18 protein-coding genes are annotated in these 15,488 nt (G+C 59.6%); 11 read left to right on the forward strand and 7 right to left on the reverse strand.

Annotation, left to right across the window (positions count from 1 at the left end; all coding sequences use genetic code 11):
• Window positions 1-55: 55 nt before the first annotated feature.
• On the reverse strand, window positions 56-637 hold the full coding sequence (locus LIX91_RS09965) for a YajG family lipoprotein (protein ID WP_003408667.1): 582 nt from the start codon (window positions 635-637) through the stop codon (window positions 56-58).
• A gap of 228 nt (window positions 638-865) precedes the next feature.
• Between LIX91_RS09965 and LIX91_RS09970 the strand changes: the two genes are divergently transcribed.
• The 3 genes from LIX91_RS09970 to mqo all read left to right on the forward strand — a co-directional run bounded on the left by LIX91_RS09970 (window position 866) and on the right by mqo (window position 3,329).
• Window positions 866-1,099, forward strand: a complete 234-nt coding sequence (locus LIX91_RS09970) for a hypothetical protein (protein ID WP_003318207.1) — start codon at window positions 866-868, stop codon at window positions 1,097-1,099.
• A gap of 182 nt (window positions 1,100-1,281) precedes the next feature.
• Window positions 1,282-1,458 (forward strand): hypothetical protein, encoded by a 177-nt coding sequence (locus LIX91_RS09975; protein ID WP_153220886.1) that lies wholly within the window; start codon window positions 1,282-1,284, stop codon window positions 1,456-1,458.
• A 362-nt stretch (window positions 1,459-1,820) separates the two neighbouring features.
• Window positions 1,821-3,329 (forward strand): malate dehydrogenase (quinone), encoded by a 1,509-nt coding sequence (gene mqo / locus LIX91_RS09980; protein ID WP_226488422.1) that lies wholly within the window; start codon window positions 1,821-1,823, stop codon window positions 3,327-3,329.
• A gap of 85 nt (window positions 3,330-3,414) precedes the next feature.
• On the opposite strand, the gene LIX91_RS09985 is transcribed toward mqo, so the two are convergent.
• A complete protein-coding gene (locus LIX91_RS09985; protein ID WP_181017067.1) occupies window positions 3,415-4,311 on the reverse strand; it encodes a homocysteine S-methyltransferase family protein in 897 nt (298 codons plus the stop codon).
• A 110-nt stretch (window positions 4,312-4,421) separates the two neighbouring features.
• Between LIX91_RS09985 and LIX91_RS09990 the strand changes: the two genes are divergently transcribed.
• Both LIX91_RS09990 and LIX91_RS09995 read left to right on the forward strand, forming a co-directional pair.
• Window positions 4,422-5,243, forward strand: a complete 822-nt coding sequence (locus tag LIX91_RS09990; protein WP_004419119.1) for an ABC transporter substrate-binding protein — start codon at window positions 4,422-4,424, stop codon at window positions 5,241-5,243.
• Complete coding sequence (locus LIX91_RS09995) at window positions 5,240-6,073, forward strand: amino acid ABC transporter permease (RefSeq protein WP_226488423.1); 834 nt, start codon at window positions 5,240-5,242, stop codon at window positions 6,071-6,073. The genes LIX91_RS09990 and LIX91_RS09995 overlap by 4 nt, the downstream gene beginning before the upstream one ends.
• Window positions 6,074-6,372: 299 nt before the next feature.
• Here the strand turns inward: LIX91_RS09995 and LIX91_RS10000 are convergent, their stop codons facing one another.
• The 3 genes from LIX91_RS10000 to LIX91_RS10010 all read right to left on the reverse strand — a co-directional run bounded on the left by LIX91_RS10000 (window position 6,373) and on the right by LIX91_RS10010 (window position 7,854).
• Window positions 6,373-6,660 (reverse strand): PA4642 family protein, encoded by a 288-nt coding sequence (locus tag LIX91_RS10000; RefSeq protein WP_004419120.1) that lies wholly within the window; start codon window positions 6,658-6,660, stop codon window positions 6,373-6,375.
• Between the two features lie 66 nt (window positions 6,661-6,726).
• The gene (locus LIX91_RS10005; protein ID WP_003318213.1) at window positions 6,727-7,230 is read right to left on the reverse strand and encodes a hypothetical protein; all 504 of its coding nucleotides are present in this window, start codon (window positions 7,228-7,230) and stop codon (window positions 6,727-6,729) included.
• 66 nt (window positions 7,231-7,296) lie between these two features.
• Window positions 7,297-7,854, reverse strand: a complete 558-nt coding sequence (locus LIX91_RS10010) for a hypoxanthine-guanine phosphoribosyltransferase (protein ID WP_003421702.1) — start codon at window positions 7,852-7,854, stop codon at window positions 7,297-7,299.
• A 207-nt stretch (window positions 7,855-8,061) separates the two neighbouring features.
• Between LIX91_RS10010 and upp the strand changes: the two genes are divergently transcribed.
• Window positions 8,062-8,700 (forward strand): uracil phosphoribosyltransferase, encoded by a 639-nt coding sequence (gene upp / locus LIX91_RS10015; protein ID WP_003346127.1) that lies wholly within the window; start codon window positions 8,062-8,064, stop codon window positions 8,698-8,700.
• Window positions 8,701-8,704: 4 nt separating this feature from the next.
• Complete coding sequence (locus tag LIX91_RS10020; RefSeq protein ID WP_024661431.1) at window positions 8,705-9,982, forward strand: uracil-xanthine permease family protein; 1,278 nt, start codon at window positions 8,705-8,707, stop codon at window positions 9,980-9,982.
• Window positions 9,983-10,058: 76 nt separating this feature from the next.
• Here LIX91_RS10020 and hemH read toward each other — a convergent pair whose 3' ends face one another.
• Window positions 10,059-11,081: a ferrochelatase gene (hemH, locus tag LIX91_RS10025; protein WP_003415059.1), complete on the reverse strand. Its 1,023-nt coding sequence runs from the start codon at window positions 11,079-11,081 to the stop codon at window positions 10,059-10,061.
• A 27-nt stretch (window positions 11,082-11,108) separates the two neighbouring features.
• Entirely contained in the window at window positions 11,109-12,011 is a 903-nt protein-coding gene (locus LIX91_RS10030) for a TIGR01777 family oxidoreductase (RefSeq protein ID WP_024691815.1), read from the reverse strand.
• Window positions 12,012-12,300: 289 nt separating this feature from the next.
• On the opposite strand from LIX91_RS10030, the gene LIX91_RS10035 reads away from it, so the two are divergent.
• The 4 genes from LIX91_RS10035 (at window position 12,301) to LIX91_RS10050 (ending at window position 15,485) form a co-directional block, all read left to right on the forward strand.
• Complete coding sequence (locus tag LIX91_RS10035; protein ID WP_003408658.1) at window positions 12,301-13,287, forward strand: NAD(P)/FAD-dependent oxidoreductase; 987 nt, start codon at window positions 12,301-12,303, stop codon at window positions 13,285-13,287.
• Window positions 13,284-13,499, forward strand: coding sequence for a TIGR02450 family Trp-rich protein (locus LIX91_RS10040; RefSeq protein WP_002552164.1), 216 nt, complete (start codon window positions 13,284-13,286; stop codon window positions 13,497-13,499). The genes LIX91_RS10035 and LIX91_RS10040 overlap by 4 nt, the downstream gene beginning before the upstream one ends.
• Window positions 13,500-13,616: 117 nt before the next feature.
• Complete coding sequence (locus LIX91_RS10045) at window positions 13,617-14,579, forward strand: YbgA family protein (protein WP_003318222.1); 963 nt, start codon at window positions 13,617-13,619, stop codon at window positions 14,577-14,579.
• A gap of 3 nt (window positions 14,580-14,582) precedes the next feature.
• The gene (locus tag LIX91_RS10050; protein WP_003408656.1) at window positions 14,583-15,485 is read left to right on the forward strand and encodes a MerR family transcriptional regulator; all 903 of its coding nucleotides are present in this window, start codon (window positions 14,583-14,585) and stop codon (window positions 15,483-15,485) included.
• Window positions 15,486-15,488 lie beyond the last annotated feature (3 nt).

Raw genomic sequence — 15,488 nt, forward strand, 5'->3', positions numbered from 1 at the left:
AAAGCCCGGCCCCTTCAACAGGGGCCGGGCTTTTTTTATCGCGACGGTTAGAAGCTTACTGCGACAGGGTCGAACCGATGGTCGGGTCCTGGAAGACGCGGGTCAGTGCGTCGCTCAACACGTCGCTCACCAGCTTGGTGTTGGTTTCCTGATTCGGCGCCATACCGAAACGCTGATCCAGCGATGCGGCGTAACGACCACTGTAGGTGCGACCGTTATTGCGCACGTCAGCGCGGAACGTCGAGCTGATGGTGGCTTCAGTCACGTACAGACCTTCCTTCGGCGACTGGTACTTCAGGTCTGCCAGGGTCACGGTCAACTGCGGAGCGCTGCCGCCCTGGGTCGGCGTAAAGCCCAGCAGGCGCACGGCGGCTTCAGCCTGAGCCTGAAGCTTGGGAACGATGTCGGCACCGGTGACGCTGATCGAACTGGTTTCCGGGTACATGCCACCGCGCGTGCCCAGTGTCGGGCCAGGACGGCCGTCGACGACACGCACCACCACAGGCTGCCCACGCCCTACCGCCGCCAGCTGCGCATTGAGCTTGGGCGTGGGGCTGAGTTGTTGTGGGCTGTGGGCACAGCCCACCAGGGTCAAACTGCTTACAGCAAGCAAACCGAACAAAATGCGACGCAGCATGCTCATTTCTCCATGGGCCAGACACTGAATATGCCGCAGTATAGCGGCCTGTCACAGCCGCTAACCAGAGGCCACTGACCGTTAAGCCTCGGACATTCGCCACGCATCGGGGTTCACGCTGCAACGCAGGGCAAGATTCATCCGGCACGGTGTAATCAGGGCGTCACATCCACACGGCAGACTCGCCTCCATCGCACAGACGCTCATTCACGTCACAGGAGCTGCGCCATGAATCTGTTCCGGTCTCTGTTCACTGCACGTCCCCAGCATCGCCACTACGCGCGTATCGATCAGGCGGGCGTCTGCCGTGCGTTCAAACACTGCGCACAACGTCCGACTGGCGTGGAATGGGTCGAAGTGACCGAGCAACGGCTCAGCTGGCTGAATCAGCCACTGCCCGCCAGCGCACGCATGACGCAGCGTAGCGAACGCTCAACGCGCGGCCAGTTGCTCACCGCCTGACCGGGGAGCGAATAAAAGTCATTTAAAGCGATCAATTCCTGCCATTTCATCGCTATAATCTCCCCCCGATTATAAGGACGTCTCCTGATCGGGCCTCGCAGCACTGCTAATCGCCGTATTAGCGCCTTCGTAATGCCCACAGAGAGCCGCCCACACAGGTCATTTGCGCACGAGTGTGCTCGATGAAAGGTGAAGAATGCTCGAATCATATCGAACCTTTCTTGCCGGTCAGCGCCTCACTCTTTATGCGCCTGACCTGCCAGCGCTGTCATCGCAGCCATTTCGAGGTTTGGTTCGCGTTCCCAAAAGGACGTGAAAAACGGGTTTCACTACTTCACAAGAGTGTGGCGAGCAAATGAATAGGTACGCGTTTGTAAATGCACCATCAGCGTCTGAACCGGCTCTCTTGAACAGGACTGACCGCGACTGCGCCTCCATGACCGGAGCCTGACGCCATCGACAGGCGCCCTTTGCAAAAGGGGCTCCCTGACGATGGTCGAATGGCCTCGCAGGCCTGGAAATGCGTTCATGAAGTATTGATGAACCATGACCGGGCCTGACCGGGACCTGCGCTTTGGATGCGAAAAATTGCGAAGAATCGGTCAGGCGATCCTGGCCAGGCAAACGAGGGTAGACGCTTGATTCAGCCCACGAACACCTGGCAAACAGCCTCAGGATCGTATGCCGTCAATTTGGTGCTGCAGATTTTGGAGACGCGTTAATGGCGCATAACGAAGCAGTCGATGTAGTACTGGTCGGAGCGGGCATCATGAGTGCCACTCTGGCGGTATTGCTAAAAGAGCTCGACCCCGGCATCACGCTGGAAGTCGTTGAGCTGATGGATTCCGGTGCTGCGGAGAGTTCCAACCCGTGGAACAACGCCGGCACCGGCCACGCCGGTCTGTGCGAGCTGAACTACACGCCGCCTGCGGCTGATGGCTCCATCGACATCAAGAAAGCGGTGCACATCAACACCCAGTTCGAAGTCTCGAAACAGTTCTGGGCCTACCTGGCGCGCAAGGGCACCTTTGGTTCAGCCCGCTCATTCATCAACCCGGTTCCGCACCTGAGCTTCGTACAGGGCGAAAAAGGCGTCTCGTTCCTCAAGACCCGTTTTGAAGCCATGAGCAAGCATCACGCCTTCTCTTCGATGGAATACACCGAGGACAAGGCAACGCTGGCCGAGTGGATGCCATTGATGATGCCTGGTCGGCCTGCGGACGAAAAAATTGCTGCAACGCGGATGATGAACGGCACCGATGTCAACTTTGGCGCGCTGACCAATCAACTGCTTGGCCACCTGACCAGCGCTCCAGGCACGCAGATCAAGTACCGCAGCCGGGTGACCAACCTGACCCGCAACGGTGCCGGCTGGACTGTCAGCGTCAAGGACGTGAATGGCGGCGGCACGCGTGAGATAGATGCCAAGTTCGTGTTCCTCGGTGCCGGTGGCGCAGCGTTGCCGCTGTTGCAGTTGTCGGGCATTGAAGAAAGCAAGGGCTTTGGCGGCTTCCCGGTCAGCGGCCAGTGGCTGCGTTGCGACAACCCGGAAGTGGTCAAGCACCACCAGGCCAAGGTCTACAGCCAGGCTGCCGTGGGCTCGCCGCCAATGTCCGTCCCGCATCTGGATACCCGCGTGGTCGATGGCAAGAAGTCCCTGCTGTTCGGACCTTATGCCGGTTTCACCACCAAGTTCCTGAAACACGGCTCGTACCTCGACCTGCCGCTGTCGGTCCGCGTGGCCAACATCAAACCGATGCTGGCGGTGGCGCGCGACAACATGGACCTGACCAAGTACTTGGTCAGCGAAGTGATGCAATCGATGGAGCAACGCTTGGAATCGCTGCGCCGCTTCTATCCGGAAGCGAAAGCCGAAGACTGGCGCCTCGAAATCGCCGGTCAGCGCGTGCAGATCATCAAGAAAGACGCGAAAAAAGGCGGCGTCCTGCAATTCGGCACCGAGCTGGTGTCTGCACAGGATGGCTCGCTGGCCGCACTGCTCGGCGCTTCGCCCGGCGCTTCGGTGACCGTGTCGATCATGCTTGAACTGATCGAACGCTGCTTTCCGGAGAAAACCCGCACGGAATGGGCGACCAAGCTCGAAGAGATTTTCCCGGCCCGGGAGAAGATCCTCGAAACCGATGCGCCGCTTTACGAGCGCATCAACGCGCAGAACGACGAGGCGCTGGAACTGGTCGAGAAAAGCAGCCAGGAACACAGCTTCGCCTGACCAGACTGCTGCTGTGCTGTCACAAAAAGCCCCGTGAGCCTTTAACAGCCATGGGGCTTTTTATTGCGTTTATTTCAGGCGCCGGTCAGAGGCTTCTGGACAGTACGGCAATGTGCTCCGGGCCAATCCCGCAGCAGCCGCCAATGTGCGTGGCGCCGCGCTTGACCCAGTCTGCCGCCCACTGCTGATAGCCCTGCGGGTCAAGGTCTTCACGTAGCTCATCCAGACCGTCGTTGGCGGTGGCGTCCTTGGGTTGCGGCGGGAAGGCGTTGGCGTACGCGCCGATGGCAATGTCGACGTTCAGCGACGTGAACACCTCACGCGCCGCATCGATTGCGCCACCGATCACCTCTGGCTGACTGCAGTTGAAAAGCAGCGTGGCAACACCCATTGCAGCGGCGGCCCTGGCGGCGTCGGCGACCGGCTCGCCTGAGCGCAGGCGCGGAACCTCGTCAGTGTCTTCATCCTGCAGGGTGAACGACAGCCAGAACGGTTTGCCGTCATTGGGCAGCCCGGCGCGGATGGTCTGCGCTTCGAGAATGCAGCTCTGGGTTTCGGCCAGCCACAGGTCGACATACGGCGACAGCCCGGCAACCAGTGGTTTCAGAACGTTGGCAGCCAGTTCGGGCTGGTACAGGTCAGGGCGATAGGAACCGAACAGCGGCGGAATGGAGCCGGCCACCCGGGCGCGTCCGCCAGACGCATCGGCCGACTCGCGCGCCAGTTGCCCGGCCAGTGCTGCCAATGCCTGACCTTCGCGGGCAAAACGCTCTTCGCCAATATGAAACGGCACGACGGCGTAGCTGTTACTGGTAATGACCTGAGCACCACTTTCGATATAAGCGGCGTGCACCGCACTCACCGCTTCGGGCGCTTCACTCAATGCCAGCGCCGACCATTCAGGCTGGCGAAACGGGGCGCCGCGACGCTGCAGCTCACGGCCCATGCCGCCATCGAGAATTACAGTTGTGCCTTGCTTCATATGTGATCTGCTTATATGTATATGAAAAAAACTCATTATGAGTCAGTCTTGTATAACGTATTTAATACGGCCCTTTCATCAAACTACAAACACTTTTTCAGGGGATATCTGTGAATTATCGCGCTCTGCTGGGCATCGGCCTGGTTACTCTGGCAGCCTCCACGCAAGTTCTGGCCGGCGCCACGCTGGATCGCGTGCAGAAAAACAAAGAGCTGGTCAACGTTCTCATGGAAAGTTACCCGCCCTTCTCTTTCCTGAATGACAAGAATGAACTGGACGGCTTCGATGTCGACGTCGCCAAGGCCGTGGCGCAGAAACTGGGCGTCAAGCTGCGCCTCGAAACACCGTCCTGGGACGTGATCGCCGCGGGCCACTGGAGCGGCCGTTATGACATCTGCGTCTGCTCGATGACGCCGAGCAAGGCGCGTTCCGAAGTGTTCAATTTCCCGGTGGAGTATTACGCCTCGCCTGCGGTGATCGTGGTCAACGCCACGGATGATCGTATCCATTCGGCCAAGGACCTGAGCGGCAAAAAGGTCGGCCTGACCAGCGCCTCCAGCTACGAAAGCTACCTGAACAAGAATCTGGTTATCGATGGCGCCGAAGACAAGCCACTGCAGTACCCGTTCGAAGACGTGCAGATCGCTCCGTACGACAACGACAACGTGGCCTTTCAAGACCTCGGGCTGGGTGCTGGCAAGCGGCTGGACGCGATTCTCACCAATCTGGTGACCGCGAAACCGCGCCTGGATCAGGACAAGCGCTTCAAACTGGCGGGCGAGTCGCTGTATGAAGAACCCAACTCTGTGGCCATCGAAAAAGACGATCCGGAATGGGACGCCAAGGTTCGCCAAGTCTTCGCCGAACTGAAGAGCGATGGCACCCTGAGCAAGCTGTCGCAAAAGTGGATCGGTGCTGACATCAGCAAATGACTTCCTTTCAGCCCCAGCGCCCACCCGAGCAGGCCGAACAGAGCCTGCTCAAGCGAGTTTTCGGCTTCCGCACACGGCTTTACCTGACCTGGCTGGTCATGTTCGTCCTGTTCGCCGGCTTCTTCCTGAGCTTCGACCTGAAGCTGTCGATCATCCTCGACAAGCTGCCGAACCTGATCGGGCTGCATCTGGCACCCAACGGCTTTCTGCAGGGCGCGGCGCTGACATTATTCGTGTCGGTGTGCTCGATCTTGGTCTCGGTGGCGCTCGGCTTTGTCACGGCACTCGCGCGGCTTTCCAGCAGCGCGATGGCGTTCGGCATCGCCAGCTTCTACGCCTCGTTCTTTCGCGGCACGCCATTGTTGATTCAGATCCTGCTGATCTATCTCGGCCTGCCACAACTTGGCATCGTGCCCGGAGCCATCACGGCGGGAGTGATCGCGCTGTCGCTCAACTACGGGGCGTACCTGAGCGAGATTTTCCGTGCGGGCATCATCGGCGTCTCTGCCGGGCAACGTGAAGCCGCACTGGCATTGGCGCTGCGCCCGGCGCAGATCTTCTGGCGCGTTACCCTGCCCCAGGCCATGCGCACGATCATTCCGCCGACCACCAACCAGTTCATCTCCATGCTCAAGGATTCTTCACTGATTTCAGTGATGGGCGTCTGGGAAGTGATGTTTCTGGCCCAGTCTTACGGCCGCTCCAGCTATCGATACATCGAAATGCTGACCACCGCAGCGGTGCTGTACTGGATCATGTCGATCGGGCTGGAGTTGTTGCAGTCACGACTGGAGCGGCATTACGGCAAGGCGTATCAGGCGCGCAAATAACTGCAGCGTTCGTCCTCACGCTTTGCGCTCAGTGTTATACGCAAGTCTGTTTTTGATTCTGGCCGAAGGCCGTGGGAGCGAACTTGTTCGCGAAGGGGGTCGTATAATCGCCGAAAATGCATCGACTAAAACACCGTCTTCGCGAACAAGTTCGCTCCCACGCCCTCTGGGCAGAAGCTCGGAAGCCCGTTATTCCGGGCGCTCTAGGACGTGTGTATAACGACTGAGAGCTCCGCGTGGGAATGCAGTTCCGGACGCTCTGCGTCCAGCTCTGGCAATGCGGAGCCTTGGCACGATAGTCAACCGCGGGCTTTTTCGATCAGTTCGATGTACTCATCAGCATTGCGCTGATCCTTGATCAGGGCGATGAAGTCGTTGCCGTGCTCGTCCTTGCCATCGAAGTCATGGCCCGCTTCCTTGAAGAACACCAGAAAGCGTTCGAAATCGTTGATGCGCAGCCCACGGTAGGCCTTGATCAGCTTGTGCAGCGACGGCGAGGTAGCATCATACGGCTCGAAGTTGAGGAACAGTTTGATCTGCTCATCGCCGATCTCATCGCCAATCAACTGCTTCTTATCTTTACGCATTACAGGCTCCAGCAGGTCGCAGACACTTTCACGGGCGGGCAGTTTACCCTCCGGCGAGCGCCGCGCTCAACGCGCACGTGCAGAGGTGGTGTGCAGATCAGCCCAGATGTGCCCGTTGGCATAACTGAGGAACTGGCAATAGACCTTCTCGTTGCGCAGCAAGTCCACCAGCACGCGGTACTGGGACAGCGGGTAATAAAGCGTCAACGTGCTCGACGGCTCATCATAGGTCGGCTTTTTAAGGCTTTTGCTATCACCGCCGTCGAAGTGCACGAGCACCTGGGAGATGGACGCGCCCTTGTTCAGCGACTTGCCCTTGAGGCGCAGCGACAAGGGCGAGGTGACCGGAATCGGCTGCTGACTCGACTGCCGCTGGTTACCGGCAACGATGGTGTATTCGGTGACCCGCATCAGCTGTTGCTGCTCGGGCACACCTTCACGCAGGCTCAGGTCGTCAGGCGGCAGGTATTGATCGTGCATGGGGCTGGCCGATACCGGCGCAGCAGGTGCGGCAACTGCCAGACCAGACAACAGCACCAACGCCACGGCGCCGGGAATCAGTAGCTTCATTGAGGGTTTCCATATAATTGCCAATCGACGACCGCCCCTGTTCGCAGAAGCGGTCGTCAGAATGCCTTACATCCCTTTGACCGCATAGATACCGGCAGCATTACGCCAGTAGCCTTTGTAGTCCATACCGAAACCGAAGATGTAACGGTCGATGCACGGCAGACCGACGTAGTCGGCTTTCAGGTCCGGGCGAGCCTTGCGGTCGTGGTCCTTGTCGATCAGCACGGCAGTGTGCACCGCGCGGGCACCGGCGTGTTTGCAGAAGTCGATGATGGCGCCCAGGGTGTGACCTTCATCGAGGATGTCATCGATGATCAGCACGTCACGGTCCATGAACGAGACTTCCGGCTTGGCTTTCCAGAACAGATCGCCGCCGGTGGTTTCGTTGCGATAGCGCGTTGCGTGCAGGTAGGACGCTTCCAGCGGGAAGTTCAGGTGGGTGAGCAGCTTGCCGGAGAAAATCAGGCCGCCATTCATGACACAGAACACAACCGGATTGCGCTCGGCCAGTTCGGCATTGATCTGCGCGCCGACGCGGGCAATGGCCGCATCCACTTCGGACTCGGTGTACAGGCAGTCAGCTTCGCGCATGACTTGACGGATATGCTCGAGATCAGCGGACATGACGCTCTCCAGGTAAGGCAGTTTGAGAAAAGCGGGCAAAGGTACGCATCCGTTCAAGCCAGAGCAAGCGATTCTGGACTAACGTTGCGAGTGTCTTGCAAAAGCCGCGAACGTCGAAGCTTCGAGACGATACTGCACGCGCTTTAAGACAGTAACAGCTGAATAGATTAACCTAGACCGATTTTTGCCCCGCTGGAGCCTTTCCCCATGCCCATTCGTGAGATCCGTCACCCACTGATCCGCCACAAGCTCGGCCTTATGCGCCGCGCCGACATCAGCACCAAGAACTTCCGTGAGCTGGCTCAGGAAGTCGGCGCGCTGCTGACCTATGAAGCCACGGCCGACCTGACCCTGGAAAGTTACGACATTCAAGGCTGGGCCGGTACGGTGTCAGTCGAGAAGATCGCGGGCAAGAAAATCACCGTCGTGCCGATTCTGCGCGCCGGTATCGGCATGCTGGACGGCGTGCTCAGTCTGATCCCCGGCGCCAAGGTCAGCGCGGTCGGCGTGGCTCGCAACGAAGAAACCCTGCAGGCGCACACCTACCTGGAAAAACTGGTCCCGGAAATCGACGAGCGTCTGGCGATGATCATCGACCCGATGCTGGCCACCGGCAGCTCGATGGTCGCCACCATTGATCTGTTGAAGAAGGCTGGCTGCAAGGAAATCCGCGCCATGGTTCTGGTCGCTGCGCCCGAAGGCATCGCTGCCGTAGAGCAAGCGCACCCGGACGTGATGATCTACACCGCTTCCATCGATGAGCGCCTGAACGAACACGGCTACATCATTCCGGGCCTGGGCGATGCCGGTGACAAGATTTTCGGCACCAAGCAGAAGGACGCGTAACCCGATGACGCAGCAGGAGTTCAACGATCCACTGTGGCGCACGATCCTATCCGGCGCGCAAATGCTCTTCGTGGCCTTTGGCGCGCTGGTCCTGATGCCGCTGATCACCGGGCTCGATCCGAACGTGGCACTGTTCACCGCAGGCCTGGGCACGCTGCTGTTCCAGATCGTCACCGGGCGTCAGGTGCCGGTCTTCCTGGCCTCGAGCTTTGCCTTCATCACCCCGATCATCCTCGCCAAGGGCCAGTTCGGCCTGGCCGCGACCATGGGCGGCGTCATGGCAGCAGGCTTCGTCTACACGTTTCTAGGTCTGGCCGTGAAGATCAAGGGCACCGGTTTCATCGACCGTCTGCTGCCTCCGGTGGTGATCGGGCCGGTCATCATCTCGATCGGTCTGGCCATGGCGCCGATTGCAGCCAACATGGCGATGGGCAAGTCCGGCGATGGCGTGCAGTTGATTCCTTATCAGACCGCCATGCTGATTTCGATGCCGGCCTTGCTGACCACGCTGATCGTGGCGGTGTTCGGCAAAGGCATTTTCCGTCTGGTGCCGATCATCTCCGGCGTGCTGGTGGGCTTCGCGCTGTCGTTCTACTTTGGTGTGGTCGATACCAAAAAAATCGCTGACGCCGCCTGGCTGGCCTTGCCGCACTTCACTGCACCGGAATTCAACTGGCAGGCGATTCTGTTCATTGTCCCGGTCGCTCTGGCCCCGGCCATCGAGCACATCGGCGGGGTGATTGCAGTGGGCAGCGTGACCGGGCGCGACTACCTGAAAAAGCCGGGCCTGCATCGCACGCTGTTCGGCGACGGCATCGCCACCACCGCTGCCGGTCTGTTCGGCGGCCCGCCCAATACCACCTACGCCGAAGTGACGGGCGCGGTGATGCTGACCAAGAACTACAACCCGCAGATCATGATCTGGGCATCGTTCTTTGCCATCACGCTAGCGTTCATTGGCAAGTTCGGGGCGCTGCTGCAGAGCATTCCGGTGCCGGTAATGGGCGGCATTCTGTGCCTGCTGTTCGGTTCGATTGCCGCGGTGGGCATGAACACCCTGATCCGCCACAAGATCGACCTGGCCGAAGCGCGCAACCTGGTGATCGTCTCGGTCACTCTGGTGTTCGGGATCGGCGGCGTATTGATCGGCACCGGCAACGGCCCGAACGACTTCGGCCTGAAAGGCATTGCCCTGTGCGCCGTGACTGCCATCGCCCTGAACCTGATCCTGCCAGGCAATGACAGCTGGAAGCACAACAAGCCGGATGATCAGTTGCCTTGATGCGCCCTTGTGGGAGTGAGCCTGTGTCCGACATGACATTCCGGACGCTCTGCGTCCGCCTTTGATTTTCTGCTTGTCACAACATCAACGGCGCACGCTCGCACAGTCGGTTAAGCTCTTTCGCCCAGTTGGGATCATCGTTCAGGCAAGGGATCAGGATCAGCTCCTCTCCCCCGGCTTCCTTGAACTGCTCGGCACCGCGGTCGCCGATTTCTTCCAGCGTCTCGATGCAATCAGCCACGAACGCCGGGCACATGACCAGTAGCTTCCTGACACCTTTCGCCGCCAGTTCATCCAGATGCGCTTCGGTGTAGGGTTCGATCCACTTGGCGCGTCCCAGACGTGACTGGAACGACACCGACCATTTGTCGTCAGGAATGCCCATACGCTTGGCGAATGCCGCCGCCGACTGGATGCACTGTGCGCGATAGCAGGTCGCGAGCACTTCGGCGGGTGCGGTCATGCAGCAGTCGTCCTTCAGGCAATGCTTGCCGGTCGGGTCGAGCTTGTGCAGGTGCCGCTCAGGCAGACCGTGAAAGCTCAGCAGCAAATGGTCATAAGATTGCTCCAGATGCGGCCGCACGCTTTCCACCAGCGCACTCAGGTACTCGGGCTGATCGTAGAATGGCTGCAGAACCGAGAACTGCATCTTCAACGATTTGGCGCGCACCACGCGTTTGGCTTCTTCGATGACCGTGGTCACCGTGCTGTCGGCGAACTGCGGGTACAGCGGCGCCAGGGTGACTTTCTTGAAGCCCTGCTCTGCCAGCCGCGTCAGCACCGTTTCAATGGACGGCTCGCCATAACGCATGGCCAGCTCGACCGGTCCGTGCGACCACTCCTTTTTCATCGCCTGCTGCAGGCGCTTGCTCAGCACCACCAGGGGCGAACCTTCATCCCACCAGATGGACGCATAGGCGTGCGCGGACTGCTCGGGCCGCTTGATCAGAATCAGCGAGACCAACAGCCTGCGCACCGGCCATGGCAGGTCGATCACATAAGGATCCATCAGGAACTGGTTCAGATAGCTGCGCACGTCTGCCACTTGAGTAGAAGCAGGCGAACCCAGATTGACCAGCAACAAAGCGTGATCGGTCATGCAACATCCTATTCATTTCAACAGCGTTCAGTGGCGACCCAGCAAATCCTGCAGGGCAATGTCGAGTTCGGTGTACTTGAATGTAAAACCAGCTTCCTGCAAACGCTCCGGCCGCGCACGCTGACCACCGAGCAGCAATACCGACAGCTCACCCAGCAATACCTTCAGGGCCAGCGCAGGCATGGGCATGAATGCCGGTCGGTGCAGAATGCCGGCCAGGGACTTGGCAAACTGACGATTGCGCACCGGTGAAGGCGCACACACATTATAAGGACCCTTTGCTTCATTCAGATTCAACAGAAAATCAATTGCGGCGATTTGATCCTGGATGTGAACCCACGGCATCCACTGCCTGCCATTGCCGATCGGCCCGCCCATGCCGAATTTGAAAGGGGGTAACAGACGCTGCAGAAAACCGGCACGATCGGACAGCACCAGCCCTGTGCGTATCAGCACCACGCGCACACCCAGCGCCTCGGCGCGTTGCGCGGTTTCTTCCCAGGCGTTGCACAGCTGGCTGGCAAAGTCTTCCTTGGCAGGCAGTGAGGTTTCGTCGATTTCGCGCTCGCCACTGTCGCCGTACCAGCCGACTGCAGAGCCGGAAATCATCAGCGCAGGTTTTTGCTCGCGAGTGCCCAGCCATTTCAGCAGTTGTTCGGTCAGGCCAACGCGACTTTCCCACAGCAACAGACGGCGCTTGCGGGTCCAGGGGCGATCCGCAATGGGCGCGCCTGCCAGATTGATGATTGCATCCACCGGCTGCGTACCCAGCTCATCAAGGCTGGCAATGCCACGCACTGAGGGGCCGCACAGCTCGGCGACGTCGGCGGGTTTTCGGCTCCATACCGTCAATTCATGGCCTTGAGCAGACCAGGAACGGCAGAGCGCTCGTCCTATCAAACCAGTACCACCGGTCAGCAATATGTGCATGGCAGATAACCTCGCGTGGCGTAGGTGACAATTGGGTAGTCTTATTTTTACCAGTGACGCTGTCCGTGACGTTGGTCCGGAAAACGAAACTGTCAGCTGAACCATAGGCCACAGCAGAATGAAACGCAGCCTCCGAGGCCTTTGCCCGAGCCGCTGAACCGTTCGACCTTGCCAGTGGCAATGTGACTCAATCGCTAAATGCCAAAACCACTGCAAGTTATACCAAACAAGAAGATTGTACAGGTTTTAACTACGGCGTAGTCTGTACAGACAAGGTAACGAGGCCCCTATGACTGTCCCTATCGCAATCATCGGTACCGGTATCGCCGGACTCTCAGCAGCCCAGGCGCTGACATCCGCCGGGCATCAGGTGCACCTTTTCGACAAGAGCCGCGGCAGCGGCGGTCGTATGTCCAGCAAGCGCAGCGACGCAGGTTCGCTGGACATGGGCGCACAGTATTTCACCGCCCGTGATCGGCGCTTTGCCACCGCAGTCAAGCAGTGGCAAACCCAGGGCCACGTCGCCGAGTGGACGCCCTCGCTCTACAACTTTCATGACGGCAGGCTCAGCCCCTCACCGGACGAGCAGGTGCGCTGGGTCGGCACCCCTGGCATGAGCGCCATTACCCGGGCGATGCGCGGCGATCTGCCGGTGTCGTTCTCGTGCCGCATCACTGAAGTGTTTCGCGGCGAACAACACTGGAACCTGCTGGATGCCGACGGCGAAAGCCACGGCCCTTTCAGCCATGTGATCATCGCTACCCCGGCCCCTCAGGCCACTGCCCTGCTGGCTGCCGCGCCGAAACTGGCCAGCGTCGTGGCTGGCGTGAAGATGGACCCGACCTGGGCTGTGGCGCTGGCTTTCGAAACCCCGTTGCAGACGCCCATGCAGGGTTGCTTCGTGCAGGACAGCCCGCTGGACTGGCTGGCCCGTAACCGCAGCAAACCCGGGCGCGACGCCACGCTTGATACCTGGGTACTGCACGCCACCAGCCAGTGGAGCCAGCAGAATATCGACGCCTCCAGAGAACAGGTCACCGAACAGTTGCACGGCGCATTCGCGGAGTTGATCGACTGCACCATGCCGGCGCCGGTGTTCAGCCTCGCGCATCGCTGGCTGTATGCACGACCTGCCGGCTCTCACGAATGGGGCGCCCTGTCGGACGCCGATCTGGGCATTTACGTGTGCGGCGACTGGTGCCTGTCCGGGCGTGTGGAAGGTGCCTGGCTGAGTGGCCAGGAAGCCGCGCGCCGACTGCTGGAGCATGTGCAATGAATCAGATCAACCCGCGCAAGCTGCTGCTGTCGAAATGGACAGCCGCCACCCCGCTCAACCGGGAAAAGCACTTCTTGGTCACCGAGCTGTTCAAGGACGAAGAAGGCACTGTGCTGGAAATCGAACTGCAGGCCGTGCTGACCCAGCGCAGCGAGCGACTGCCGTGGCAAGTGCTGCAACAGGCGGATACGTGGCGGATGGGCTGGAAGTAGCTGGAATCAGCCCTTACCGCCCTCTACAAAGAATTTGACTTGTACAGTTACACCCCTATGATGAAGACAAGTTGTACAGCACGAACTATCTGTACAAGTCTTCTGTAGAGGTGACTGATGGCGGCGTCCGTAATCGAAAAACCCAAACTCGGCATCAGTGCCTGCCTGATGGGTGCCGAGGTTCGCTTCAATGGCGGACACAAGGAATCTCATCTGTGTACACAGGCGCTGAGCAAGTATTTCGATTTCGTCCAGGCGTGTCCTGAAGTCGCTATCGGCATGGGCATCCCCCGCGAGCCGATCAGGCTGGTAGGCGACGCAGAAAACCCAAAGGCGCTCGGCACGGTCAATCGTGACCTGGACGTCACCGAGGCCCTGGCGGATTACGGCATACAGATGGCCGCTGAGCTGGGTGATATCTGCGGCTACATCTTCATGCAGAAATCCCCGTCCTGCGGCCTGGAGCGCGTCAAGGTCTACCGCGAAAACGGCGCCCCGGTCGATGGCGGTGGTCGCGGAATCTATGCGCAGGCCTTCTGCGAACGTCACCCCGATCTACCCGTCGAGGAAGACGGGCGGCTCAACGATGCCGTGCTGCGCGAAAATTTCGTCACCCGCGTGTTTGCCTACGCTGCCTGGAAACAGTTGCTGAAAGAAGGCGTCACCCGGCGCGCCCTGACCGAATTCCACTCGCGCTACAAATACCAGCTGATGGCCAATGACCCGGTGCAATACAAGGCACTGGGCAAGATGCTCGGCAGCATGGGCCGTACCGACCCGAATGAAATCGCGCCGCTGTACTTCAGCCAACTGATGGCTGCCTTGAAAAAGTGCGCCACGCGCAGTACTCACACCAACGTTCTGCAGCACCTGTGTGGTTATTTGAAACAAACCATTACCAGTGAAGACAAGCAGGAAATCCAGCAGGTCATCGCCCAGTATCATCAGGGCATCGTGCCGTTGATCGTACCGCTGACGTTGCTCAAGCATCATTTTCGCCAACATCCGGACCCGTATGTGGCACTGCAGGTGTACATGCAGCCCCACCCGGAAAACCTCAGCCTGCGCAATGCGATTTGACTCATGAATGAAACAGATACAGAGGTGCCGGGCGACTGGCTGCCGATCCGCGAGGTCGCACGGCAGACAGGCGTCAACGCCGTCACCCTGCGTGCCTGGGAGCGGCGTTATGGACTGATCGTCCCGCACCGCACCGCCAAAGGTCATCGGCTGTATTCGGACGAGCATGTGCAGCGCGTCATGAAGATTCTGACCTGGCTCAACCGTGGCGTGTCCGTCAGTCAGGTCAAGGGCCTGATCGATGACAATCGCCAGGACGCCCTGCCGCCGACCAACGACTGGGACGCCTTGCGTCAGACCTTGCTGGTCGCGATCGGCGAACTGGCCGAACGCCGGGTCGATGATGTGTTCAATCAGGCGATGTCGCTGTACCCGCCGCGCACGCTGTGTGAACAGTTGCTGCTGCCGCTGCTGGCCGAACTGGAACGGCGCTGGCAAGGCAAGTTCGGCGCACAACTGGAGCGCACGTTTTTCTACTCCTGGCTGCGCAGCAAGTTCGGCGCGCGCATCTATCACAACAACCGTCAGCTTAATGGCAGCCCGTTGCTGCTGGTCAATCAGTCCGATCTGCCGCTGGAGCCGCATCTGTGGCTCGCGGCCTGGCTGGTGAGCAGCGCCGACTGTCCGGTCGAGGTGTTCGACTGGCCGTTGCCGGTCGGCGAGCTGGCGCTGGCAGCCGAATACCTCAAGCCACGCGGCATATTGCTGTACTCCAGCAAGTCGCTGAACGTGACCCATTTGCCCCGATTGCTGGCCAATATCACCTGCCCTGTCGTGCTGGGCGGACCAACGGTGCAGATCCATAATGCCGAGTTGCTCGTACAGGCCAAGGAGATATCTGGACTGACCCTTGCCCACGACGTACTCAGCGCTCAGATCGAGCTGGGCAAGCTCGGACTTATCTAAGGA

Origin of the sequence: Pseudomonas sp. B20 (genome assembly GCF_020515755.1) — a bacterium.
In the GTDB taxonomy this organism is placed as follows: Bacteria; Pseudomonadota; Gammaproteobacteria; order Pseudomonadales; family Pseudomonadaceae; genus Aquipseudomonas; species Aquipseudomonas syringae.